The 22,710-nt window shown below is 72.4% G+C and carries 16 protein-coding genes; 5 read left to right on the top strand and 11 right to left on the bottom strand.

What is annotated here, in order from left to right:
- Positions 1-8: 8 nt before the first annotated feature.
- Complete coding sequence (locus tag ABZ098_RS04415; protein WP_356587081.1) at positions 9-4,271, top strand: cation-translocating P-type ATPase; 4,263 nt, start codon at positions 9-11, stop codon at positions 4,269-4,271.
- A 64-nt stretch (positions 4,272-4,335) separates the two neighbouring features.
- Here the strand turns inward: ABZ098_RS04415 and ABZ098_RS04410 are convergent, their stop codons facing one another.
- Positions 4,336-5,781 carry an MFS transporter gene (locus ABZ098_RS04410; RefSeq protein ID WP_356587079.1) on the bottom strand — a complete coding sequence of 482 codons (1,446 nt, stop codon included), beginning with the start codon at positions 5,779-5,781 and terminating at the stop codon, positions 4,336-4,338.
- Positions 5,782-5,877: 96 nt separating this feature from the next.
- Between ABZ098_RS04410 and dusB the strand changes: the two genes are divergently transcribed.
- Positions 5,878-7,035: a tRNA dihydrouridine synthase DusB gene (gene dusB / locus ABZ098_RS04405; RefSeq protein WP_356587077.1), complete on the top strand. Its 1,158-nt coding sequence runs from the start codon at positions 5,878-5,880 to the stop codon at positions 7,033-7,035.
- Positions 7,036-7,182: 147 nt separating this feature from the next.
- On the opposite strand, the gene ABZ098_RS04400 is transcribed toward dusB, so the two are convergent.
- From ABZ098_RS04400 to ABZ098_RS04390, 3 genes are all read right to left on the bottom strand, one after another.
- A complete protein-coding gene (locus ABZ098_RS04400) occupies positions 7,183-8,913 on the bottom strand; it encodes a CDP-alcohol phosphatidyltransferase (protein ID WP_356587075.1) in 1,731 nt (576 codons plus the stop codon).
- Between the two features lie 175 nt (positions 8,914-9,088).
- A complete protein-coding gene (locus tag ABZ098_RS04395) occupies positions 9,089-11,026 on the bottom strand; it encodes a glycogen debranching N-terminal domain-containing protein (RefSeq protein ID WP_356587073.1) in 1,938 nt (645 codons plus the stop codon).
- Entirely contained in the window at positions 11,023-12,450 is a 1,428-nt protein-coding gene (locus tag ABZ098_RS04390; protein ID WP_356587071.1) for a hypothetical protein, read from the bottom strand. The genes ABZ098_RS04395 and ABZ098_RS04390 overlap by 4 nt, the downstream gene beginning before the upstream one ends.
- Before the next feature lie 120 nt (positions 12,451-12,570).
- On the opposite strand from ABZ098_RS04390, the gene ABZ098_RS04385 reads away from it, so the two are divergent.
- Entirely contained in the window at positions 12,571-13,773 is a 1,203-nt protein-coding gene (locus ABZ098_RS04385; protein WP_356587069.1) for an ROK family protein, read from the top strand.
- A 383-nt stretch (positions 13,774-14,156) separates the two neighbouring features.
- A complete protein-coding gene (ppdK, locus tag ABZ098_RS04380) occupies positions 14,157-16,877 on the top strand; it encodes a pyruvate, phosphate dikinase (RefSeq protein WP_356587067.1) in 2,721 nt (906 codons plus the stop codon).
- 145 nt (positions 16,878-17,022) lie between these two features.
- Here the strand turns inward: ppdK and ABZ098_RS04375 are convergent, their stop codons facing one another.
- Together ABZ098_RS04375 and ABZ098_RS04370 are read right to left on the bottom strand one after the other, a co-directional pair.
- Positions 17,023-17,424 carry an excalibur calcium-binding domain-containing protein gene (locus tag ABZ098_RS04375; RefSeq protein ID WP_356587066.1) on the bottom strand — a complete coding sequence of 134 codons (402 nt, stop codon included), beginning with the start codon at positions 17,422-17,424 and terminating at the stop codon, positions 17,023-17,025.
- Between the two features lie 176 nt (positions 17,425-17,600).
- Positions 17,601-18,104, bottom strand: coding sequence for an excalibur calcium-binding domain-containing protein (locus ABZ098_RS04370; RefSeq protein ID WP_356587064.1), 504 nt, complete (start codon positions 18,102-18,104; stop codon positions 17,601-17,603).
- 153 nt (positions 18,105-18,257) lie between these two features.
- On the opposite strand from ABZ098_RS04370, the gene ABZ098_RS04365 reads away from it, so the two are divergent.
- The gene (locus ABZ098_RS04365) at positions 18,258-19,184 is read left to right on the top strand and encodes an oxidoreductase (protein ID WP_356587062.1); all 927 of its coding nucleotides are present in this window, start codon (positions 18,258-18,260) and stop codon (positions 19,182-19,184) included.
- 32 nt (positions 19,185-19,216) lie between these two features.
- Here ABZ098_RS04365 and ABZ098_RS04360 read toward each other — a convergent pair whose 3' ends face one another.
- From ABZ098_RS04360 to ABZ098_RS04340, 5 genes are all read right to left on the bottom strand, one after another.
- Complete coding sequence (locus ABZ098_RS04360) at positions 19,217-19,867, bottom strand: LysE family translocator (protein ID WP_356587627.1); 651 nt, start codon at positions 19,865-19,867, stop codon at positions 19,217-19,219.
- Positions 19,868-19,924: 57 nt separating this feature from the next.
- Positions 19,925-20,686: a glucose 1-dehydrogenase gene (locus tag ABZ098_RS04355; protein WP_356587060.1), complete on the bottom strand. Its 762-nt coding sequence runs from the start codon at positions 20,684-20,686 to the stop codon at positions 19,925-19,927.
- A gap of 72 nt (positions 20,687-20,758) precedes the next feature.
- A complete protein-coding gene (locus tag ABZ098_RS04350) occupies positions 20,759-21,340 on the bottom strand; it encodes a TetR/AcrR family transcriptional regulator (protein ID WP_356587058.1) in 582 nt (193 codons plus the stop codon).
- A gap of 70 nt (positions 21,341-21,410) precedes the next feature.
- On the bottom strand, positions 21,411-22,385 hold the full coding sequence (locus tag ABZ098_RS04345; RefSeq protein ID WP_356587056.1) for a hypothetical protein: 975 nt from the start codon (positions 22,383-22,385) through the stop codon (positions 21,411-21,413).
- 10 nt (positions 22,386-22,395) lie between these two features.
- Positions 22,396-22,686, bottom strand: a complete 291-nt coding sequence (locus ABZ098_RS04340; protein WP_356587054.1) for a hypothetical protein — start codon at positions 22,684-22,686, stop codon at positions 22,396-22,398.
- Between the last annotated feature and the right edge of the window lie 24 nt (positions 22,687-22,710).

The raw sequence follows: 22,710 nt of genomic DNA, 5'->3' as shown, positions 1-22,710 counted from the left end.
GACGAGCGATGAACCGAGGACTCACGACAGCCGCCGCGGGCCTCGTCCTGGCCGGCCCGCGCCTGCTCGCCCGGGGGACGCCCACCGCGGTCGGCGTGGCCGCGGGAGCGGTGGCCGGAACGGCACGGGCCGGCGTACGCACCGCGGACTTCGCGGCCCGGGCGACGAGGGCGGCCCGAGCGGCCCTCCCGGGAGCACCCCCGAACTGGCGGGCGGGCCCCCGCGTCCACCTCCCCCTGCGCGCGGACACGGACCCGGGGCACGGGAAGCCCGGAGAGCACAGGGAACACGCTCCCACCGAACACCGCGCCCGCCGTCTCGTCACCGCCCTCGCCGAACACCCCGACATCGCCCTGGCCTACTGGGACCAGGGCCTCGGTCGGCTCGTCGTGACCGCGGTGGAGGGAGTGGCCACCGAGCGCGTCGAGAGGCGGATCTCGGTGCTGGCCGAGCGGTACGGGCTGGTGGCGGACGGCCAGGACGTCGAGGAGCTCGCCCACCCCGGCGACCCCGGCTCCGTGCGCACCGCCGCCCTGGCGCTCGCCGCGGACGCCGCCGGAGTCGTCGCCGCGGTCACCGGATCCGCGCTGCGGCTGCCCGCCTCCCCGCGACCGGTGACGGCCGCCGTGATGCTGCTGCGGGAGAACCCCCGCTTCAGGGGCTGGCTGCGCCGGCGGCTCGGCAGCGCCCGCACGGACGTGGCCCTGGCCGCCGTGAACGCCGCCGTGCACGGCGCGGGGCAGAGCCCCACCTCCCTGCTGCTCGACGGCACGCTGCGCTCCTGCCAGTTGGCCGAGGCCCTCGTACGGACGGCCGCCTTCGAGACGGTCCACGACGACCTGTGCGTCCCCGACCGCGACAGCGTGCCCGCCGACCTGGCGCTGCGCCCGCCCCCGCGCCCCTCACCCGCCCAGGAGTACGCGGGCCACGCCGCGGCCGGCAGCATCGCCGGCGCCGTCGCCGCGCTCCTCGTCAAGCACGACGTGACCGAGGCCGCGGAGGCCGTTCTCGCGGGCTCCCCCAAGGCCGCGCGCTACGGCCCCGCCGCCTTCCACGCCGTCCTGAGCACGGCCCTGTCCCGTTCCGGTGTCCTGGTGCGCGACCCGGACCGGCTGCGGCAACTGGACACCGTCGGCACCGTCCTGCTGCACCCGAGCGCCCTGCGCACCCCGGGCGCGGGCGCCGACGCCTGGGCCGAGCCCGTGCTGGACGCGGCCCGGCGCGCCGGACTCCGGGTCGTCGTCCTGGACGACCCCGCCCTGGCCGACTTCACCCCCCTCGCCGACCAAGTCATGGACGCCGGGCGGTCGTTGCGGGACATCGTCGACCAACTCCGCACCGACGAAGGCGGCGTGCTCACCGTCGCCCGCCCCGAGGACGCCGACACCGTCGCCGGACTCCTGCGCGGTGACGTGGCCGTCTCCCTCACCGACGGCGGCTGCGCGGTCGCGTGGGGCGCCGACGTCCTCGCCCCGCACGGACTGCCCGACGTCTGGCGGCTGTTGACCGCCGTACCGGCGGCCCGCGCGGTCGGCCGCCGCTCCCAGACCCTGGCCCGCTCGGGCGCCGCCCTGTCCGGACTCCTCGTCGCCGTCGGCGAGTCGGGCCGCGGCCGACGCCGTACGGCACTCCCCGGCCTCCGCCACGCACCCGTCGACGCGGCCGCGGCCGCCGCCCTTCTCACCGGCACCCGCGCCGCCCTCCGGGTGGCCGCCGCGGGCCTCCCGCACCCGCGCCCCCGGGTGGCCTGGCACGCCCTGGACCCGGACGACGTACGCGACCGGCTCGAACAGGAGGCGCCCCCGGAGCCGACGCTCGTCGAGCAGACGACCGCGCGGGTCCGCACCGCCGCCGACACCGTCGTACGCCTGCCCGTGCTGGCCCCCGCCCGGTGGTCGGCGCAGCTCGCGCGGGCCGTGCGCGAGGAGCTGGACGACCCGCTCACGCCCGTCCTCGCGGTCGGCTCGGCCGCGTCCGCGATCCTCGGGTCCGCGATGGACGCCCTGCTGGTGGTCGGCGCCCTCGACCTGAACGCGCTCGTCGGCGGCCTCCAGCGGCTGCGCGCCGAGCGGGCCCTGTCCGGGCTGCTCGCCCAGCAGAAGCAGAAGGCCCGGGTCGCCGAGGAGGACACGGAACCGCACGTCGTCGACGCCGCCAAGCTGCACCCCGGCGACATCATCGAGCTCACCCTCGACGACGTCGTGCCCGCCGACGCCCGGCTGCTGTGGGAGGACGGCCTGGAGGTCGACGAGTCCGCGCTGACCGGCGAGTCCCTCCCCGTCGACAAGTGCACCGACCCCAGCCCGCGCGCCCCCGTCGCCGAACGGCACTGCATGGTCTTCGAGGGGACGACCGTGGTGGCGGGGAAGGCCCGCGCGGTCGTCGTGGACACCGGCGACCGCACCGAGTCCGCCCGCGCCGTCGCGCTCGCCTCCCGCACCCCGGCCGCCGCCGGAGTCCAGGCCCGGCTCCAGGAACTCACCCGCAAGGCACTGCCGTTGACGATGGCGGGCGGTGCCGCGGTCACCGGGCTCGCCCTGGTGCGCGGCACCCCCCTGCGGCAGGCGGTCAGCGGCGGCGTCGCGGTCGCGGTGGCCGCCGTACCGGAAGGGCTGCCGCTGGTGGCCACGGTCGCGCAGCTCGCGGCCGCCCGCCGGCTCAGCGCGCACGGCGTCCTGGTCCGCGCCCCGCGCACCCTGGAAGCCCTCGGCCGCATGGACACCATCTGCTTCGACAAGACCGGCACCCTCACCGAGAACCGGCTGCGCCTGGTCCGGGTCGCCGACGCGGACGGCACCGTCCACACCCCCGGTGAATCCGGCGCGGACGGCCCGCTGCGGATCGCGGCCCGCGCCTGCCCCCAGCTCGACGGCGACTCCGGGCAGCGCCCGGCCCACGCCACCGACGAGGCCGTCCTGGACGCGGCCGCCCCGGACGAGGAGTGGACCCAGCTGGAGGGCCTGCCCTTCGAGGCGGGCCGCGGTTACGCCGCCGCCGTCGGGCACCCGGGCGACGACTCCCCGGTCCTGGTGCTCAAGGGCGCCCCGGAGACCGTGCTGCCCGCCTGCGCGGACCTCCCCGCCGACGCCTCCGAACAGGCCCACTCCCTGGCCGCCGACGGGCTGCGCGTCCTCGCGGTGGCCCGGCGTCCGCTCGACGGCGACGAGAAGGCGGCCCTCGAAGAGCCGCTGCGGGACCTGGAGTTCGTCGGCCTGCTGGCCCTCGCCGACGTGGCCCGGGAGACCTCCCCGGACCTCGTGCACGGGCTGCGCGAGGCGGGCGTACGGCCCGTCGTACTGACCGGCGACCACCCGCAGACCGCCCACGCCATCGCCATCGACCTCGGCTGGCCCGAGGACGCCACGATCGTCACCGGCGACGAACTGGCCGCCGCCGACCGCTCGGCCCGCTCCCGGATGCTGCGCGACGCCGATGTCGTGGCCCGGGTCGCGCCCGAGCAGAAGCTCCAGGTCGTCGAGGCCCTCAGGGACGCGGGCCGGGTCGTCGGCATGGTCGGCGACGGCGCCAACGACGCGGCCGCCATCCGGGCCGCCGACATCGGCGTCGGCATCAACGCCCGCGGCTCCGCCGCCGCCCGCAACGCCGCCGATCTCGTCCTCACCGGGGACGACCTCACCGCCCTCATCGAGGCCGTGCGCGAGGGCCGGGCCCTGTGGCACAGCGTCGCCGACGCCATCGCCATCCTGATCGGCGGCAACGCGGGCGAGGTCGGCTTCGGCATCCTCGGCACCCTCCTGTCGGGCGCCGCGCCCCTGTCCACCCGCCAGATGCTCCTGGTGAACCTCTTCACCGACCTGTTCCCGGCGATGGCCGTGGCGGTGACGCCGACGGAGAAACCGACGGAGGACAACCCCTCGGTCGACACGATCCTGGGCACCGCCCTGACCGACCAGATCCGCGACCGCGCCCTCACCACCTGCCTCGGCGCCACGGCGGCCTGGCTCATCGGCCGCTTCACCCCGGGCACGGCCCGCCGCTCCACGACGATGGCGCTGTGCGCGGTGGTCGGCACGCAGCTCGCCCAGACCCTGGCAGACCGCAAGGAGAGCCCATTGGTCCGCTTCACGTCCCTGGGCTCGGCGGCCGCGTTGTTCGCGGTGGTGGAGATCCCGGGCGTGAGCCAGCTCTTCGGCTGCACCCCGCTGGGCCCTGTGGCATGGGCGGGGGTGGCGGCGGCGATCGTGCTGGCGGTGGCGGGTCAGAGGTTCCTACCTGCGGTGGAGCGAACGGTACTGAGTCGACTGCGCTGAGGTGTCCGACCTGAGGGGCGCGGGGAACTGCGCGACCAGCCCCCACCGACCGTCGGCCGCCCGACTACGCGCTGACCCCCGCCGCCTCGCGAACCTCCACCGACTCCAGCCGCTCAGCCGTACGCTCAGCGGTCCGCCGCGCCCACGCCCCACTCGTCACGGCCCCCAGAACCAGCACCGCGGCACCGCACCCGGCCAGAATCCACCACCCCGGCACCGCGGCGGACACGAACCTCTCCTGGTAGGAGGACGCCCCCACCCCCGAGGCCAGCACCGCCCCGATCACCGCAACTCCCAGCGTCTGCCCCAACTGACGGCTCGTGGAGGCAACGGCGGCGGCAACCCCGGCCTGGGCCCGCGGCATCCCCGACACCGCCGTGTTCGTGATCGGCGCGTTCACCAACCCGAACCCGATCCCGAACAGCACATACCCGAGGAGCAGCGTCCGGTCCGAGGTCTCGGCGTCGAACGCGGCGAACAGCACCCCGCTGGCGGTGATCATGACTCCCGCCGCGATCAACGGCAGCCTCGGACCCCGGCTCCCCACCAGTCGCCCGGCAAGCGGCGCGCACAGGAACATCGGCACCGCCATCGGCAGCATCCACAGGCCCGCGTGCAGCGCGTCCAGCCCCCGGACGTTCTGGAGGTACAGCGTCGACAGGAACAGGAACCCGCCCAGACCCGCGAACGCGCTGATCGCGATCACCGTGGCCCCGCTGAACGGCGCGGACCGGAAGAACCGCAGGTCGATGAGGGGTTCGTCGCGCCGGGGCTCGTACCAGAGGAGCCCCGCCAGCGCGAGGACGGCCACGACGACGAAGGGCAGGACGTACGAGAACCCCGAGGCCGGCGCCTCGATGATGGCGTACGTCAGCGAGCCGAACAGCGCGATCACCAGGAGCTGCCCGACCGGGTCGGGGCGGCGGGCCCTGGGCGCCCGGGACTCGGGCACGTACCGCAGGGTGAGCAGCAGGGCCGCGAGGCCGACCGGCAGGTTGACCCAGAAGATCGAGCGCCAGCCGACCGAATCCACGAGCACCCCGCCGACCAGCGGCCCGGCGGCCATGGAGATGCCGACGACCGCGCCCCACACGCCGATCGCCCGGGCCCGCTCGCGCGGGTCCGTGAAGGTGTTGGTGATGATCGACATCGCGACCGGGTTGAGCATCGAACCGCCGACCGCCTGGACCATCCGGAAAGCGATCAGCGCCTCCAGGTTCGGCGCGGCGGAGCACAGCGCGGAGCCGATCGTGAAGACGACCAGACCCGCCATGAAGACGCGCTTGCGGCCGATGCGGTCGGCGGTGGAGCCGGCCAGCATCAGCAGGGAGGCGAGGACCAGGGTGTACGCGTCGATCGTCCACTGGAGGCCCGCCGTGCTCGCGTCGAGGCCCCGCTGCATGGCGGGCAGGGCGACGTTGAGCGCGGTGGTGTCGAGGCTCACGATCAGGAGGCTCATACAGCAGATCGCGAGGACCAGCATGCGTCGGCGATGACTGAGCTCGGGCATGCGGGTCATCGTACGCCGATTTCGATAGTGCGTCTAACTAATGGTCGGTACATGATCGATGCACGGTCACCCCGGGCCGTGCGTGACAATGGGGCAATGTCCACGACCACGCCCCGTGAGAAGACACCCCTGCGGATCGGCCCGCACACCGTTCAGCCGCCGGTCGTCCTGGCCCCCATGGCCGGGATCACCAACGCGCCCTTCCGCACCCTGTGCAGGGAGTTCAGCGGCGGCAAGGGGCTGTTCGTCAGCGAGATGATCACGACCCGGGCGCTGGTCGAGCGCAACGAGAAGACCATGCAGCTGATCCACTTCGACGAGAGCGAGAAGCCTCGCTCGATCCAGCTGTACGGTGTCGACCCCGCCACGGTCGGCAAGGCCGTCCGCATGATCGCGGAAGAGGATCTCGCCGACCACATCGACCTCAACTTCGGGTGCCCGGTGCCGAAGGTGACGCGCAAGGGCGGCGGGTCCGCGCTGCCGTACAAGCGTCCCCTTCTCCGGGCGATCCTGCGGGAGGCCGTGAGCGGGGCGGGGGACCTGCCGGTCACGATGAAGATGCGCAAGGGGATCGACGACGATCACATCACGTACCTGGACGCGGGGCGGATCGCGGTCGAGGAGGGCGTGACGGCGATCGCCCTGCACGGCCGCACCGCCGCGCAGCACTACGGCGGCACGGCGGACTGGGAGGCGATCGCCCGCCTCAAGGAGCACGTGCCGGAGATTCCCGTGCTCGGCAACGGGGACATCTGGTCGGCGGAGGACGCGCTGCGGATGGTGCGTGAGACGGGCGTCGACGGGGTGGTCGTCGGCCGGGGCTGCCTCGGCCGCCCGTGGCTGTTCTCGGACCTGGTGGCGGCGTTCGAGGGGCGTACGGAGGACATCGCGCGTCCCTCACTCCGTGAGGTGGCCGACGTCATGGTCCGGCACGCCACGCTGCTGGGCGAGTGGATCGGCGACGAGTCCCGCGGGGTCATCGACTTCCGCAAGCACGTGGCCTGGTACCTCAAGGGCTTCGCGGTCGGCAGCGAGATGCGCAAGCGGCTCGCGATCACGTCGTCGCTGTCGGAACTGCGGTCGGGCCTGGACGAGCTGGACCTCGACCAGCCGTGGCCGACCGGCGCGGACGGGCCGCGCGGCCGCACGTCCGGCAACAACAGGGTCGTCCTGCCGGACGGCTGGCTGAAGGACCCCTACGACTGCGCGGCGGGCGTCGGCGAGGACGCGGAACTGGACACGTCCGGGGGGTGAGCGGAGTGATGCCTGCGGCGCAGGTGCGGCCGCGGCGAACGGCCGTCCGTCGTGACGTCGCTGACCGCAACCCCCTAGGGGCGCGGGGAACTGCGCGACCGGCCACGACGTACTCGCAGTCGCCCGACAACCGAACCCGGCACTGCCTTACGCCTTGGACGGATGCCGCGTCGAGCCGTACGCCGTAAGGAAGCGGTCCCGGAAGGAGCTCATCTTCCAGACCGGGGCGTCGTGCGCCGGCTTCAGGCCGTCCGTCCAGTTCCAGGACGCGATCTTGTCGAGGACCTTCGGATCCTTGGCGACGATCGAGATCGGCACGTCACGGCTGGCGTTCTCCCCGCTGACCCGGGCGATCGGCTGGTGGTCGCCGAGGAAGACGAGGACCGTGTCGTCGTTGCCGTAGCGCTCCAGCCACTGGGTCAGTGCAGTCACCGAGTACGAGATGGACTTGCCGTACTCCTGCTTGGAGCGGGTGGGGTCGGCGATGATGTCGGAGGCTTTGTTGCCGGCTTTCTGGATGGGCTTGAAGACCGAGCCGTCGCCGAGGTCGTCCCAGTCGACCATCTTCGGGATGGGTGCCCAGGGCTGGTGGCTGGAGGTCAGGATGATCTCGGACATCAGCGGCTTGTCGCGCTTCTTGTCGTGGACCTGGCGCTGGTAGGCCTCCAGGGCGTACTGGTCGGGCATCGTCGACCAGCTGAACTTCGGCCCCCGGTAGCCGAGTTGGAAGGCGTTGTAGACCTTGTCGAGGCCGTAGTACTCCTGCTCCGGCCAGCCCTTCTGAACGCCCGGCATCACCCCGACCGTGTCCCAGTCGCCGGTCTTCTTGAAGGCCTTGGTGAGGCTGAGGTGCTCGCTGGCCATGACGGTCCGGTAGCGCTGCTGGTTGTCGATCCACAGGCCGGAGAGGGTCGTCGAGTGGCCGAGCCAGCTGCTGCCGCCGTACGTCGCCGAGGTCAGCCACCCGCTCTTCGCGTGGAAGCCGGCCTTCGCGAGGGCCGCCGTGCTCGTGTCGAGCGTCCTGCCGACGCCGGGCGCGATGGCCGGGTCCTCGACGGCGCTGCGGCCGTAGCTCTCGATGAAGGTGAAGATCATGTCCTTGCCGCGCAGGTCGGGCACCAGCTGGGAGCCCGGTGTGTTCCCGAAGGCGTCGACCTTGGCCACCTTCTGGAACTCCGCCTCGTCCCGCACGGTGAACACCACCCGCTTTGCCTGGAGCGCGGTGAGCGCGGCGGTGTGCTGGGAGGCCAGCGGGATGCCGAAGAGCTGGAGGCCGAGGGCGGAACAGGTGACCCAGACGGTGGCGGCGACGAGCGTTCCCCGGGTGGCGGTCCGGCGGTCCAGGACCAGCAGGCCGCTCAGCCGGACCGTCGCCAGCGTCATGAGGGACAGCAGCAGGAGCACCAGGACGACCACGCCGATCACCGCTGCGACCGCCACGGCCCCGCCCATCGAGTCCGCGACGTACGACTGCGCGTCGTCGAGCAGCCCCCAGTCGAGCACGGGATTGAAGGGCCGCCCGAGGTAGTCGTTGAACCCCATGTCGAGCAGGTTCAGGACCGTCATCACCCCGAGCCCCACCCCGGACACCACGGCCACCACCCGCCGCGGCCGACGCGGCAGCACGAGCGTCACGGCCGCCCCGAGGATCGCCTCGACCGGAATCCGCACGAACGCCCGCGGGTGCAGAGCGGGAATCTTGTTGGGCAGGAGCAGGGCGCCGAGGACGAGCAGGGCGGCCAGGACGTTCAGGACCCACCGCGTGGTGCGTACGGCGGTGGGGTGCGCGTCCCGCCAGGACGGCTTCCCGGTCGGCGGACTGTCCCCACCCGTCGCCTCGGCCTCGGGTGACGTGCTCTCTGCGAGGGTCTCGGACACCCGAGGGTCCTTCCATACGGTCCTGGTGGAAGGCGGACCCGGTAGGGGGTGATCCGCCACATTCCCGTACGGAGGGCTCAGGGCACCGGTTCACCGGTCGGGGCAAACACCGGGCAAACGCCTGCCCAACAGGTTTTCAGGGGTGCCCACCCGCGGAGCGCCCACCCGCGGAGCGCTACGCGCCCCCGACCGCCGTCAGCAGGGCAAGCGGCGCCGCCGCCGATCGGGACTCCCGCACACACGCGTGCGGATACGGCACCGGCTCGCCGTGCGACTCCCGCCCGTACCCCGCCAGCACCTCCGGCAGCCGGTGCCCGGTCGCCGTCGCCGCGTCCACCAGCCCGTGCGCCACCTCCCGTGCCTCGTCGTGCAGCCCGTAACGGGCGAGGCCCAGGGTGATCAGCGCGTTGTCGTGCGGCCACACCGATCCACGGTGGTACGACAGCGGGTGGTACGCCGGCTGTCCGGCCGCCAGGGTCCGGACCCCCCACCCGGAGAAGAAGTCCGGCTCCAGCAACCGCCGCCCCACCAGCTCGCCGTACTCCTTGTCGAGCAGCCCGGACCACAGCAGATGCCCGGCGTCGGAGGCCAGCGCGTCGACCTGCTTGCCCTCCCCGTCCAGCGCGAGGGCCGGGAAGGAGCGGTCCGGCATCCAGAAGTCCCGCTGGAACCGGTCCCGCAGATCCGCCGCGGCCTGTTCGAGGAGCGCCGCGTACGTCTCGTCCCCCCACACCGTGCGCGCGACCCACGCGGTCCGGCGCAGCGCGTCGTACGCGTAGCCCTGGGCGCCCGCCGCCATCACCGGGCCGGTCGGGCGGGTCCCGTCGGCGCCGCAGATGGAACCCGGGGAGTCCTTCCAGTTCTGGTTGGCGAGGCCGCCCTGGTCGGCGCGGTAGACGAGGTAGCCGCGCGAGGTGAGGCCGCCGTGGTCGAGCATCCACCCGATCGCGGCGCGGGCGTGCGGCTCAAGGCGCCGGGCGAGGGAGGCGTCCCCGGTCTGTTCCACGTACGCGCCGAGCAGGACGAGGAACAGCGGGGTCGCGTCGACCGAGCCGTAGTAGCGGCCGTACGGCACCTGCTCGAAGTGCGCGAGCTCCCCGTGCCGTACCTCGTGCACGATCTTGCCGGGCTGGGCCACAGAGGCCGCGCCGGTCTCCGTGGCCTGGGTGGCGGCGAGCGCGGGGAGGGTCGCGGCGGCCAGCTGGGGGCGGTAGGGGAGGGCGAAGAGCGAGGTGAGGAGGGCGTCACGGCCGAGGAGGGTGAGGAACCAGGGAGCCCCGGCGGCCGGGACGCGCAGTTCCTCGCCGTCCGGGCCGGTCGCCGGGACCTGGAGCGAGGCGAGGTCGGCGAGACCGCGGGCACAGGCCGCCGCCAGCTCCGGCCAGCCGGTCGGGAAGGCGACGCCCTCCACGAACTCGCCCTCCATCGCGAGGAGTTGACGGTTCAGGGCGGCGGGGGAGCTCGGCACCCTGCGGGCCCGTTTGTCGCCGTGCGGGCGGGCCATCACGCGCAGGGTCAGCTCGGCCGTGCCGTGCGGCTCCAGGTCGAGCGTCCAGACCAGGCGCCTGGCTCCGGTGCCCGTCTCCTCGACGGCGTCCGGGGCGGGCTCGGCCGTCACCGTCGTACAGGAACGCCATTCGTGGCGCTGGTAGCCGAACTCCACGCCGTCGTCCAGGACGTCACGGGAGCGGGTGGCGCCGGTCTTGGTGTAGGTGCGGTGGTCGGAGCGCAGTTCGAACTGGTCGGTGAAGTCGGCGTCGGCGGTGACCGCGAGCCGGACCGTCGTCGGCACCGGGCGGTTGCTGGTGACCCGGAGGGATTCGACGAACGAGCCGTCCCCCACCGCCTGTTCGCGGAAGAGGGTGTACGCGGGGGGTTCCTGGCGGCCGCCCCGCGGGACCAGGACACAGCGCGCGGTGTCACCGTCGGCGACCGGCGACAGGGCCTCCGGGACCGCGCCGTCGACCGTGAGCTGCCAGCGGCTCAGATGCCGGGCGTCCCGAACGAAGAACCCGTCCGGTGAGCTGCCGTTCCGGACGCCGCTGATGTCCCCGCCGTCACCCACGGCAGCGAACGTCCCGCCGTGCACGAGCAGATGATGCCGGTCCGTCATCGCCGGTTCCCTCCCTTGAGTCCCATGTCCGCCGTGACTGTGGTGTCGCTGTGCAGCAGGTCGAGCGCGAGCGCGGCGGTCCAGCTGAAGCCGGTCGTCCCGCAGCCCTCGCCGGTGTACGGGTCGACGTACTCCGCGAAGTCGGTGGCCCCGGCGAGGTCGAGGACCGACTCCCGCAGCGCGTCGGCCCGTCGGTGCTCGGCGTGGGTGCGCAGCCCCCGCTCCACGAGCCACGCGGTGTTGAACCAGGCCGGGCCGCGCCAGTAGCGGTGCGGGTCGAAGGCCTCGCCGAGGAGGTCGTAGCTGGGCAGGAGGCGAGTGGTGGTGCCCAGGCCGAAACGGGGGCCTGTGGCGGTGCGCACGAGCGTCGCGACGAGGTCCCGCGGAAGGCCGGGCAGCAGCAGCGGGACAAGGCCGGACACGCCGCGCTCCGGGATCAGGGCGCCGCGCCCGTCCGGGGCGGGGGCCCTGAGGTCCCGGCACAGGAACATCCCGCTCGCCGGGTCCCACAGCCGCTCCACCAGCGCGGTCGTGAGCCGCTCCGCGCGGGCGTGGCGGGCCGTGCCGGGGGCGCCCAGTTCGGCGGCGATCCGGGCGAGGGCGTGCTCGGAGGCGATGAGCAGGGCGTTGAAGGCGGGGTCCTCGACGGCGAACCCGCCGGCGCACCCGTCCGCGTACCCGCCGTCCCGGTAGTCCGTCGCCAGCCGTACGTACCGTCCGTAGTCCAGGTCCGTCGGCCGGTCCTCGGCCGCTCCGTGGTCGAGGTCGGCGCGGCGGAAGGAGCGGGCCGGAGCCGGTGTGACCCGGGAGAGCGGGAGGTCCCAGGCGGGGCTGTTGTCCATACCCTGTTCCCAGGGGTGCACGACGGACGCGAGGCCGCCGCCGCCCAGGTCGCGGCGGTGCAGGAGATAGCGGTGCCAGGCGGCCAGGCGCGGGTACACCCGGGCGAGGAAGCCGCGCGCCCGGGACAGGCCGGGGTCGGCGCGGTGGACCAGCCAGACGGCCAACGCGTGGACCGGTGGCTGCACGATGCCGGACGTCTGTACGGTGCGCGGGGCGCCCGCGCCGTGCCCCGCGATGGAGGAGCGCCAGAAGTCGGGGCTCGGGAAGTACGCGTCAAGCGGTACGGAGGGGTTGAAGACGATGTGCGGGACGCGCCCGTCGCCCCACTGGGCCGCCAGCAGGGTCTCCAGCTCGGTCTGCGCCCGCAGCGGCGAGAGGTGGCGCAGGCCGATCGCGATGAACGCGGAGTCCCAGGACCACTGGTGTGGGTACAGACCGCGCGAGGGCACCGTGGAGGCGCCGGTCCAGTTGCCCTCCAGCACCTTGGCCGCCCCGACGTGCAGGGGATGTGACGAACCCGGGGGATCGTATGCGATCGAGCGCTCTGCTGAAGGGCTGACGAGCTGGGCAGTGCGATCCACTCGGGGCTCCCCGAAAGACGTGTGGCTGACCGGTTCGGTCAGGGCTACCGTAGGGTTACGTCTATTTAACACGCAAAACCCAATATGTAATGCAGAGTTGAGAAACACAAGGGGGTGCGCATGGCTGGACGGAGTCAGACCGGCGCCGGAGATCTGCTCGAACTGGTCCGCAGCGGGCGTGCCGTCACGCGCGGCGCGCTCCAGCAGGCCACCGGACTGTCCCGGGCGACCGTCGGCCAGCGCCTCGACCGCCTCTTCCGCGCGGGCTGGCTGCGCGAGGGCGCCGGGGGCCCCGTGGACTCCCCGTTGGGCGGCCGCCCCTCCATCACCCTGGAGTTCGACGACGCCCACGCGGTCGTCCTCGCCGCCGACCTGGAGACCCGGCACGCGCGCGCGGCCGTGCTGTCCTTGACCGGCGAGGTCCTCGCCGAGCACAGCGGCACCCTGGTCATCGAGGACGGTCCGGACGCCGTGCTCGGCGAACTGGGCCGCTGGTTCGCCGAGCTGCTGGAGAAGGCGGGGCACCGGGCGGCGGAGGTCTGCGGCATAGGGCTCGCCGTGCCGGGCCCGGTCGACCTGGAGAGCGGCCGGGTGGTCCAGCCGCCGATCATGCCCGGCTGGGACGGCTACGACATACGGGGTCGCCTCGCCAGGGCCTTCTCCGAGCACACCGGCGCCGGTCCGGTCCCCGTGCTCGTCGACAACGACGCCAACCTCATGGCGTACGGCGAACAGCGCACGGCGTATCCCCACTGCTCGGCGTTCGTGCTGGTCAAGGTCTCGACCGGCATCGGCGCCGGAGTCGTGGTCGACGGCTCGCTCTACCGGGGCATCGACGGCGGCGCCGGCGACCTCGGCCACATCCGGGTGCCGGCGGGCGCGGAGGCGCTGTGCCGGTGCGGGTCCTACGGCTGTCTCGCCGCCGTGGCCAGCGGTGGCGCCGTGGCCCGTCGGCTGGCGGCCACCGGGGTGCCCGCGGCCTCGGGGTCGGACGTGCGGGACCTGCTCGCGTCCGGGCACCCCGGGGCGGCGGCGCTCGCACGGGAGGCGGGGCGGCAGGTCGGGGACGTGCTGGCGACCGTCGTGACCCTGCTGAACCCCGGCGTCCTGATGATCGCCGGGGATCTGGCCGGAACTCCCTTCCTCACCGGCGTCCGGGAGCTGCTGTACCAACGGGCCCTGCCGCGCTCCACCGCCCGCCTGGAGGTCGTGACCTCGCGGCTGGGGGAGCGGGCCGGGCTGGTCGGGGCGGGGGCGCTGGTCGTGGAGCATCTGTACGCGCCCGAGCGGGTGGAGGAGCGGTTGCTGGCGATGGGCGTATGACGTCCGCATGGTGAAATCGGGCCCGCTGTGGCAGCGTGATTCTCGCCACGCTTGATAAGGGTAGGGCTCAGATGAGCGGATCTTGGGCGACTGCACTTCTCCAAGGGGTGGCACTCAGTGCCACCCCTTGATCGTTCATCGATCGAAAACAGATGTAGCCATAGGGTGCTCATATGAGCGGATAAGGGGGTGGGTGAGCGCCCCCGCGTTCAAGAAATGAAAACACCCGGCGGCTGTCGCTTGCCAAGCTTTGACTTTCGATCCGCTGGCGGGCGACTGGTTACGGGCGTATGACGCCCGAGTAGACGTACCCAGAAGCCTTCGATCTGGGTATGTTCCTCGCCGTCAGGGCAGCCACCGCGTCCTCGAGGGAGTCGAGACCCGTGTCGGAAAACAAAGAACCCCACGTAGCGAAGTTCGTCTACGACTTCACCGAGGGAAACAAGGACCTCAAGGACCTCCTGGGTGGCAAGGGCGCGAACCTCGCCGAGATGACCAACCTGGGACTCCCCGTTCCCCCCGGCTTCACCATCACGACCGAAGCCTGCAAGGTCTACCTCGACAGCGGCGAGGAGCCGGCGGCACTGCGTGACGAGGTGAGTGCGCACCTCGACGCGCTGGAGCAGCGCATGGGCAAGAAGCTCGGCCAGGCCGACAACCCCCTGCTCGTCTCGGTCCGCTCCGGCGCGAAGTTCTCCATGCCCGGGATGATGGACACGGTCCTGAACATCGGCCTCTCCGACAAGTCGGTCCAGGGTCTCGCCCAGCAGGCCGGCGACGACCGCTTCGCCTGGGACTCCTACCGGCGCCTCATCCAGATGTTCGGCAAGACCGTCCTCGGCGTCGACGGCGACCTCTTCGAGGAAGCCCTCGACAAGGCCAAGGAGGCCAAGAAGGTCACGGTCGACACCGACCTGGAGGCCGCCGACCTCAAGAAGCTCGTCACCGCCTTCAAGAAGATCGTCAAGAAGGAGGCCGGCCGGGACTTCCCGCAGGACCCGCGCGAGCAGATGGACCTCGCCATCCACGCGGTCTTCGACTCCTGGAACACCGACCGCGCCAAGCTCTACCGCCGCCAGGAACGCATCCCGCACGACCTCGGCACCGCGGTCAACGTCTGCTCGATGGTCTTCGGCAACCTCGGCCCCGACTCCGGCACCGGTGTCGCCTTCACCCGCGACCCCGCCTCCGGCCACCAGGGCGTCTACGGCGACTACCTCCAGAACGCGCAGGGCGAGGACGTCGTCGCGGGCATCCGCAACACCGTCCCGCTCGCGGAGCTGGAGCAGATCGACAAGAAGTCGTACGACCAGCTCATGCAGATCATGGAGACGCTGGAGAACCACTACAAGGACCTCTGCGACATCGAGTTCACCATCGAACGCGGTCAGCTGTGGATGCTCCAGACCCGCGTCGGCAAGCGCACTGCGGGCGCGGCCTTCCGGATCGCCACCCAGCTCGTCGACCAGGGCCTGATCGACGAGGCCGAGGCGCTCCAGCGTGTCACCGGCGCCCAGCTCGCCCAGCTGATGTTCCCGCGCTTCGACGAGAACACCAAGGTCGCGCAGGTCGGCCGGGGCATCGCGGCCTCGCCGGGCGCGGCCGTCGGCAAGGCGGTCTTCGACTCGTACACCGCGGTGAAGTGGTCGCGTTCGGGCGAGAAGGTGATTCTCGTACGGCGTGAGACGAACCCCGACGACCTCGACGGCATGATCGCGGCCGAGGGCATCCTGACCTCCCGCGGCGGGAAGACCTCGCACGCGGCCGTCGTCGCGCGCGGCATGGGCAAGACCTGTGTCTGCGGCGCCGAGGAGCTGGAGGTCGACACCAAGCGGCGCCGGATGACGGTTCCGGGCGGGCACGTCGTGGAGGAGGGCGACCTCATCTCCATCGACGGGTCCAGCGGCAAGGTGTACCTCGGTGAGGTGCCGGTCGTCCCGTCCCCCGTCGTGGAGTACTTCGAGGGCCGGATGCACGCGGGCGCCAACGACGCCGACGAGCTGGTCGAGGCCGTGCACCGGATCATGGCCTTCGCCGACCGCAAGCGCCGGCTGCGGGTGCGGGCCAACGCGGACAACGCCGAGGACGCGCTGCGGGCCCGTCGCTTCGGCGCCCAGGGCATCGGCCTGTGCCGTACCGAGCACATGTTCCTCGGCGACCGCCGTGAGCTGGTCGAGCGACTGATCCTGGCCGACACCGAGGCCGAGCGCGAGGAGTCGCTGAAGGCGCTGCTCCCGCTCCAGAAGCAGGACTTCGTCGAGCTGTTCTCGGCGATGGACGGGCTGCCGGTGACGGTCCGGCTGCTGGACCCGCCGCTGCACGAGTTCCTCCCCGACATCACCGAGCTGTCGGTCCGCGTGGCCCTCGCGGAGTCCCGCCAGGAGCCGCACGAGAACGAACTGCGCCTCCTCCAGGCCGTGCACCGCCTGCACGAGCAGAACCCGATGCTGGGTCTGCGCGGCGTGCGGTTGGGTCTGGTCATCCCCGGCCTGTTCACCATGCAGGTACGGGCGATCGCCGAGGCGGCCGCCGAGCGCAAGAACGCCAAGGGCGACCCGCGCGCGGAGATCATGATCCCGCTGGTGGGCACCGTCCAGGAGCTGGAGATCGTCCGCGAGGAGGCCGACCAGGTCGTCGCGGAGGTCGAGGCGGCGACGGGCGTGGAGCTGAAGCTGTCGATCGGCACGATGATCGAGCTGCCGAGGGCCGCGCTCACCGCCGGTCAGATCGCGGAGGCTGCGGAGTTCTTCTCCTTCGGCACCAACGACCTCACCCAGACGGTGTGGGGCTTCAGCCGGGACGACGTGGAGGCGAGCTTCTTCACGGCGTACCTGGAGAAGGGCATCTTCGGCGTCTCCCCGTTCGAGACGATCGACAAGGACGGTGTCGGCTCGCTGGTGCAGCTGGCCGCGGAGGCCGGTCGCAAGACCCGCCCCGACCTGAAGCTCGGCGTCTGCGGTGAGCACGGCGGTGACCCGGAGTCGGTCCACTTCTTCCACGAGGTCGGCCTGGACTACGTCTCCTGCTCGCCGTTCCGCATCCCGGTGGCCCGTCTGGAGGCCGGGCGCGCGGCGATCACGGCGAACGGGAGCGACCACCGGTAGGCCTCCGACGGCCACGGGAACTCCGGAGCCGCCGCCCGTCCCCGACCCTCATCCGATGGGCGGCGGCTCCGGTTCACGAAGAGAGGGCGGCACCCTTGTGCGGGGGTGCCGCCCTCTTGTCTGCCCTGTGCCCTGTGTCCGCGCCTCAGCGCAGGGCGCGGCGCCTGCGGGCCGAGGCCACCAGGGCGCCGCCGGTGAGCAGGACGGCCGAGCCCGCGGCGGCGAGGTACACGGTGGTGTCGCCCCCGCCGCCGGTCTCGGCGAGGTCCGGGCCCTTCTTCCCGGTGTCCTCGGCCGCGGCCGCCGCCTCGTCGTCGTGGGCCTTGAAGCCGGCCGGCGGCCGGTCGCAGGCGATGCCGTCGCCGTCCCGGTCGAGATGGCTGCCGTAGTGCTCGTCACCGGCGGGGATGTTCGCGTGGCCGGCGGCGTACGCCTCGGTGCAGTTCTCGAACGGGTGGTCACCGTCGTGTGCCGAGGCGGCGCCCGGCAGCACGGCCAGCGCCAGCGCGGCGACGACGATGGCGCCGGGCTGGCGGAGCAGGTTCACAGCGGGTCCTTCCGGGTTCAGGTGATATCCGCGCGCATGATCGAGAAGCGGCGATCGGCCGGATATGAGGTGACGAACCTAGTGAGACCCGGATGCCGTGTCGGCGACATGAGAAACCCGTGATGCGAACGTGACGTGACCGGACGGTAGCTCTCCGCGAGCCCTTCGGTGGCGGCTCAACTGTCGCAGGCCACCCCGTCGCCGTCCCGGTCCAGGTGGGAGGCGTACCCCGGCTCGCCGCGGCGGATCGGCGCGGCACCGGCGGCCCGGGCCTCGGAACAGTTCTTGTAGTAGACGCTGCCGGAACCGGAACCGGAGTCGGAGTCGGAGTCCGAGTCGGACGCGGAGCCGGAGTCCGCCTCGGCCCGTGCCGTGACGGTCCTGGTGACCTTGACCGTCTTCGTGGCGGTCACGGTGGCCGCGGGCTCCGGCTCCGGAGTCGCGGTGGCCGTCGTCGTCGCCGTCACGGTCACCGTCGGCTGCGGCTTGGCGGCGGCCGGCTTCGCGTCGTCCGTCGTCTTGTTCTGGTCGCCGGCGCCTATGCCGACGCCGAGGAAGAGCGCGAGCGCGAGGGCGGGCAGGACGTACCGCTTCCGGGCCCACTTGGGGGCGGGCCGGGGAGCGGACGGCGGCGCCGGCTGCCACTGCGGCGCGGGCTGGTTGTTGTACGGGTTGGCCATGTCGTCCCCCTGTAGGTGTTACGCAAGGGGATGACCGTATTGCCGATCGTCCGGTTGTGGAGGTGAAGTGTTCATTCCGTGACCATTACATGTCATGTGTGTCGCGCCCTAGTGTGGGCCCCACACCCACCCCGCCGCGGAGGGAGCCCGGTCATGTCAGGCTGGAGTGCCGAGAACATCCCCGACCAGGGCGGACGCGTGGCCGTCGTCACCGGGGCCAACAGCGGTATCGGGTACGCCACCGCACGGGAACTCGCCCGCCGGGGCGCCCGGGTGCTGCTCGCCTGCCGCAGCGAGGCGCGGGGTGTCCAGGCCCGGGACCGGATGGCCGGCGAAGTCCCGGGCGCGGACGTGGAGTTCACCCGGCTGGACCTCGGAGACCTGGCCTCCGTACGGGAGTTCGCGGCGACGTATCCCGGTGACCGACTCGACCTGCTGGTCAACAACGCGGGCGTGATGGCGCTGCCGTACGGCACCACGGCGGACGGCTTCGAGACCCAGTTCGGCACCAACCACCTGGGCCACTTCGCGCTGACCGGCCTGCTGCTGCCGACGCTCCTCGCGACTCCCGGCGCGCGCGTCGTCACGGTCTCCAGCCCCATGCACGCGCTGGCCAACATCGACATCGGCGACCTCAACAGCGAGCGGCGCTACCGGCGTTGGGTCGCCTACGCCCGCTCCAAGACCGCCAACCTGCTCTTCGTCCACGAACTGTCCCGCAGACTGGCGGCCCACGGCTCGGACGTGATCGCCGCGGCCGCGCACCCCGGGTACGCGGCCACCAACCTCCAGGCGGCGGGCCCGAAGATGGCCGGTCGCAGGGCGGCGGAACGTTTCATGGGGATCGGCAACCGCTTCTTCGCCCAGTCCGCGGACGCCGGGGCCCTGCCCACCCTCTACGCGGCCACCGCCCCCGACGTGCTCCCCGACTCGTTCACCGGCCCGTCGCTCGGAGGCTGGCGCGGTGCCCCGGCCCCCTCCTGGCGGGCCCCCTGGACCCGCGACGACCGGGTGTCCCAGCGCCTGTGGACCGCGTCGGAGGAACTCACGGGGGTGATGTACGGCGCCCTGAAGGTCTGATCCCCTCAGCCCCCAGTCCCTCAGTCAGTCCCTCAGTCCTTCCGGCCGGTCACCGCCACCGTCACACCCAGACCGATCATGGTCAGTCCACCGACCCCGCCCACCAGGGAGAGACGGCGCGGCGAGCGGGCGAACCAGCCCCGCGCGGTCGCCGCGACCAGCCCCCACACGGCGTCGGACACGAGCGCGATGACGTTGAACACCAGCCCGAGCAGCAGCATCTGCGCGGCCACCCCGCCCTCGCCGCGGTCCACGAACTGCGGCAGCACGGCCGCGAAGAACACGATGGTCTTGGGGTTGGTCACACCGACCGCGAACCCCTCCCAGAACGTGCGCAGACCGCCGTGCCCCGCGGCGGCCGCCGCCACGTCCTCGGCGAACGCCGCGCGCAGCGAGCCACGCCCGCGCCACGCCTTGACGCCCAGGTACACCAGGTAGGCGGCACCGGCGAGCTTCAGCGTGGTGAAGACCAGCACCGAGCGCTCCACGACCGAGCCGACCCCGAACGCCACGGCGAGGACCAGCACATAGGCGCCGACCGTGTTCCCGGCCACCGTGGTCAGGGCGGCCCGCCGACCCTGGGCGAGCGCCCGGCCGATCACGAACAGCACGCTGGGTCCGGGGACCACGATCAGCAGGAACGACATGGCCGCGAAGGCGAGGAGACGGTCGGTGGGCACCATGCCGTCCATGCAAGCACGGGGGCCTTTCGCGCTCCAGCCGTTTTCCCCCGTGGACCCTCAGGCCGTCGCCCCGCTGTCCACCACCAGGTCCGTGCCCACCACCGAGGAGGCGTCGTCCGAGGCCAGGTACAGGACGGCGGCGGCGATCTCGGACGTGGACGAGACCCTGCCCAGCGGGAGGGCGGCCCGCACGCGGTCGGCGCGGTCCGCCTCCGTCTCGCCGGGGCGCAGCGACATCGGGGTGTCCACCGGGCCGGGGCTGACCGCGTTGATGCGGACACCTTCGTGGATGTGGTCCAGGGCCGCGCCCCGGGTGAGGGCGGAGACGGCCGCCTTGGTGGCGGCGTACGCGGTGGCGCCGGGGGCGCGGGTGTGCGCGCCGAACGTGGAGGCGATGTTCACGATCGTGCCGCCGGAGGGCTGCGAGCGCATCTGGCGGATCTCGGCCCGGAGCGCGAGGAAGACCCCGGTGACGTTGATGTCGAGCTGCTCCCGCCAGTCCGCCGACGACAGCTCGGCCACGGGCTGCCCGCCCCGGAACACCCCGGCGTTGTTGACGGCCACGTCCAGCGAGCCGAAGCGGTCCACGGCGGCCTCGACGAGGGCCCGCGACTCCGTGGCGTCCGTGACGTCGGCGGTCACCGCGAGTGCCTTGCCGCCCGCCTCCTCGATCAGCCGGACCGTCTGCGTCAACGGCTCCCGCCTGCGTCCGGCCACGACGACCTGCGCACCCTCCGCGGCGAACGCGAGGGCGACGGCCCTGCCGATCCCGGAGCCCGCGCCGGTGACGAGAGCGGTCCTGCCGGTGAAGCGCGTCATGATCTCCCCTAATTTTAGACCGATCGGTTCAGTATGGCGGCAAAGAAAAGGGCGCCGCCCGCCCCGAGAGGGTCAGTCGAGCAGCGCCAGCGCCTGTTCCGCCGCGTCCCGCACCCGCGCCGGGTCCGGTGACGCCTTGCCGACGACCTTGAGTCCTTGCAGCAGCACCAGCAGCATGCGCGCCAGGGTGAGCGGATCGCGGTCCGCTGACAGCTCGCCCTGTGCCTGCGCACGCACCAGCGCCCCGTGCAGCACGGTCTCCAGCCGGTCCCAGTTCCGCTCGACCTGGCGCGCGGCGCCCGGGTCGTGCGGGGCCAGCTCGGCCGCCGTGTTGGTGAGGAAGCAGCCGCTCAGGCGCAGGTCGTCGGCTGCCGCCTCGTCCGCGTAGCGCCGTACCAGAGCGCGTACGGCGGGCAGTACCGGGCCCGGCCGGGACAGCTCCCGCAACAGGTCCGGAAGCTGTTCCTGGTACCGCTCCAGTGCCTTCATGTACAGCTCGTGCTTGCTGCCGAAGGTCGCGTAGATACTGGCCCGCCCGACGCCGAGGTGCGCCACGAGGTCGGACATCGACGTCGCCTCGTAGCCGCGCCGCCAGAACAGCTCCAGAGCTGCCTGCAGCGCGGCCTCGGGATCGAACTCCTTGGTCCTGGCCACGTACAGGAGACTAGGACCATCGAGAACGCTCGGTCAAGAAATCCGGCTGTGTGCCCGGCTCCACTCGACGTCAGCGGCTCCTGCCGCGGTTCCGGTGAAGTCCCGAGCCGCCCTGCGAGGCCGCCGGGCCGGGGGCGGGAATGGGAAGAGCGGCTCCGAGGGCACCGTTCGGTACGGTCCCGTCTCCCCTGCGCGTGGGGTCCTGCTGCGGGGCGCCACCCGATACCCCAGGGGCGGCACCGGCCCGTTGACCGTCGGTGGAGGCGACGTCGGTCCTCGCCCTGAGCCCCCCGAAGACGCCCTCCGTCTCCGTCCGGCTCGGCGGCTCCGCGGGACGCGGGCGAGGAGGCAGTGGGACATGGCCGGGAGACACCGAGTACGGGATCGGACGTACCTCCGCCAGTGGTGGGATGCCCCCGGGGGCGCCCGGACAGCTCGGCGCGGTGAGGCTCTCCCGGCTCCAGGACCGCATGGCTGTGGCCTGCGAGTTGTACGCGGCCCCCAACTGCTCCATCACGACGGCCGCTTCGAGGTCGCGCTGGTCGGCGGCGGACAGCCCGCCCCGGTCGGCGTTCAGCAGATCCTCGGCGTTCACCGCTCTCGTACGGTCGGCGCCGGCCCGTGATCCGCCGGTCGGAGCGTCGTCCGCCGAGGTCATCGCGTCGATGTGGGTCTTGTACTCCTGCAACGCGTTCGCGGCACCCTGCAGGGCGACGGAGGCGCACCTGGCGTGCTCGGCGGTGTCGGCGACCTTGTCGCGGAAGCGCTCCATCTCTCTGTGGAACGCCTCGGCCGCCTCGCCCTGCCACGACTGCATGAGCCGGGCCGCGAGCGCTTCGAGCACCCCGAGGACGCCGCCGTCCTCTCCTCCGACGAGATCGGTTCTGAACCTGTCCCAGCCGTGGCCGGCGGTCCGCACCTGCTCAGGGTCGGCGTGCACGACCATCGCCTGCATCTTCGGCAGACTCGTGGCCGCGAAGGCGGTGGAGTGCCTGCTCTCGTAGCGCTGGCCCGGGGGGAGGTAGTCGTACTCCTTCTCTGCCATGCGGCTGTGCCTACGAGTCCGCGTTTTCGTAGGCGTCCCGTGTCCATTTCAGCTTGTGCGTGAACTCTTCGGCATAAGCGCAGAGATGGACGGCGACATCCTCCATGTGGGCTTTCACCGCCGCCTGTTCGTCGTAGAACTCGTGCACCTCGTCGAATCCGGTGCCGAGCGAGTCACGGGCCAGGCCGGTTTCATGGCGGGCCACCGATGCGGCCTCTTCCAGACGCCGGATGACGCCGTACAGCTGGCGGAGTGCCAAGTCCATCTCTTCCAGGTCGACTTGGTAGCGCTGCACAGCCAATGAGCCCCTCCCCATCACTCAGGT

This window comes from Streptomyces sp. NPDC006335, from assembly GCF_040612795.1.
Lineage (GTDB): Bacteria > Actinomycetota > Actinomycetes > Streptomycetales > Streptomycetaceae > Streptomyces.
The sequence above is the reverse complement of the archived record's forward strand: the minus strand, read 5'-3'. Positions and strand labels throughout refer to the sequence as shown.

Excerpts from the sequence above, each read along its gene's own strand:
- ABZ098_RS04415 (WP_356587081.1), top strand. The coding sequence starts at position 9 with ATGAACCGAGGACTCACGACAGCCGCCGCGGGCCTCGTCCTGGCCGGC.
- ABZ098_RS04410 (WP_356587079.1), bottom strand. The coding sequence starts at position 5,781 with ATGCCCGAGCTCAGTCATCGCCGACGCATGCTGGTCCTCGCGATCTGC.
- dusB (WP_356587077.1), top strand. The coding sequence starts at position 5,878 with ATGTCCACGACCACGCCCCGTGAGAAGACACCCCTGCGGATCGGCCCG.
- ABZ098_RS04395 (WP_356587073.1), bottom strand. The coding sequence starts at position 11,026 with ATGACGGACCGGCATCATCTGCTCGTGCACGGCGGGACGTTCGCTGCC.
- ABZ098_RS04385 (WP_356587069.1), top strand. The coding sequence starts at position 12,571 with ATGGCTGGACGGAGTCAGACCGGCGCCGGAGATCTGCTCGAACTGGTC.
- ABZ098_RS04370 (WP_356587064.1), bottom strand. The coding sequence starts at position 18,104 with ATGGCCAACCCGTACAACAACCAGCCCGCGCCGCAGTGGCAGCCGGCG.
- ABZ098_RS04365 (WP_356587062.1), top strand. The coding sequence starts at position 18,258 with ATGTCAGGCTGGAGTGCCGAGAACATCCCCGACCAGGGCGGACGCGTG.
- ABZ098_RS04360 (WP_356587627.1), bottom strand. The coding sequence starts at position 19,867 with ATGGTGCCCACCGACCGTCTCCTCGCCTTCGCGGCCATGTCGTTCCTG.
- ABZ098_RS04355 (WP_356587060.1), bottom strand. The coding sequence starts at position 20,686 with ATGACGCGCTTCACCGGCAGGACCGCTCTCGTCACCGGCGCGGGCTCC.
- ABZ098_RS04345 (WP_356587056.1), bottom strand. The coding sequence starts at position 22,385 with ATGGCAGAGAAGGAGTACGACTACCTCCCCCCGGGCCAGCGCTACGAG.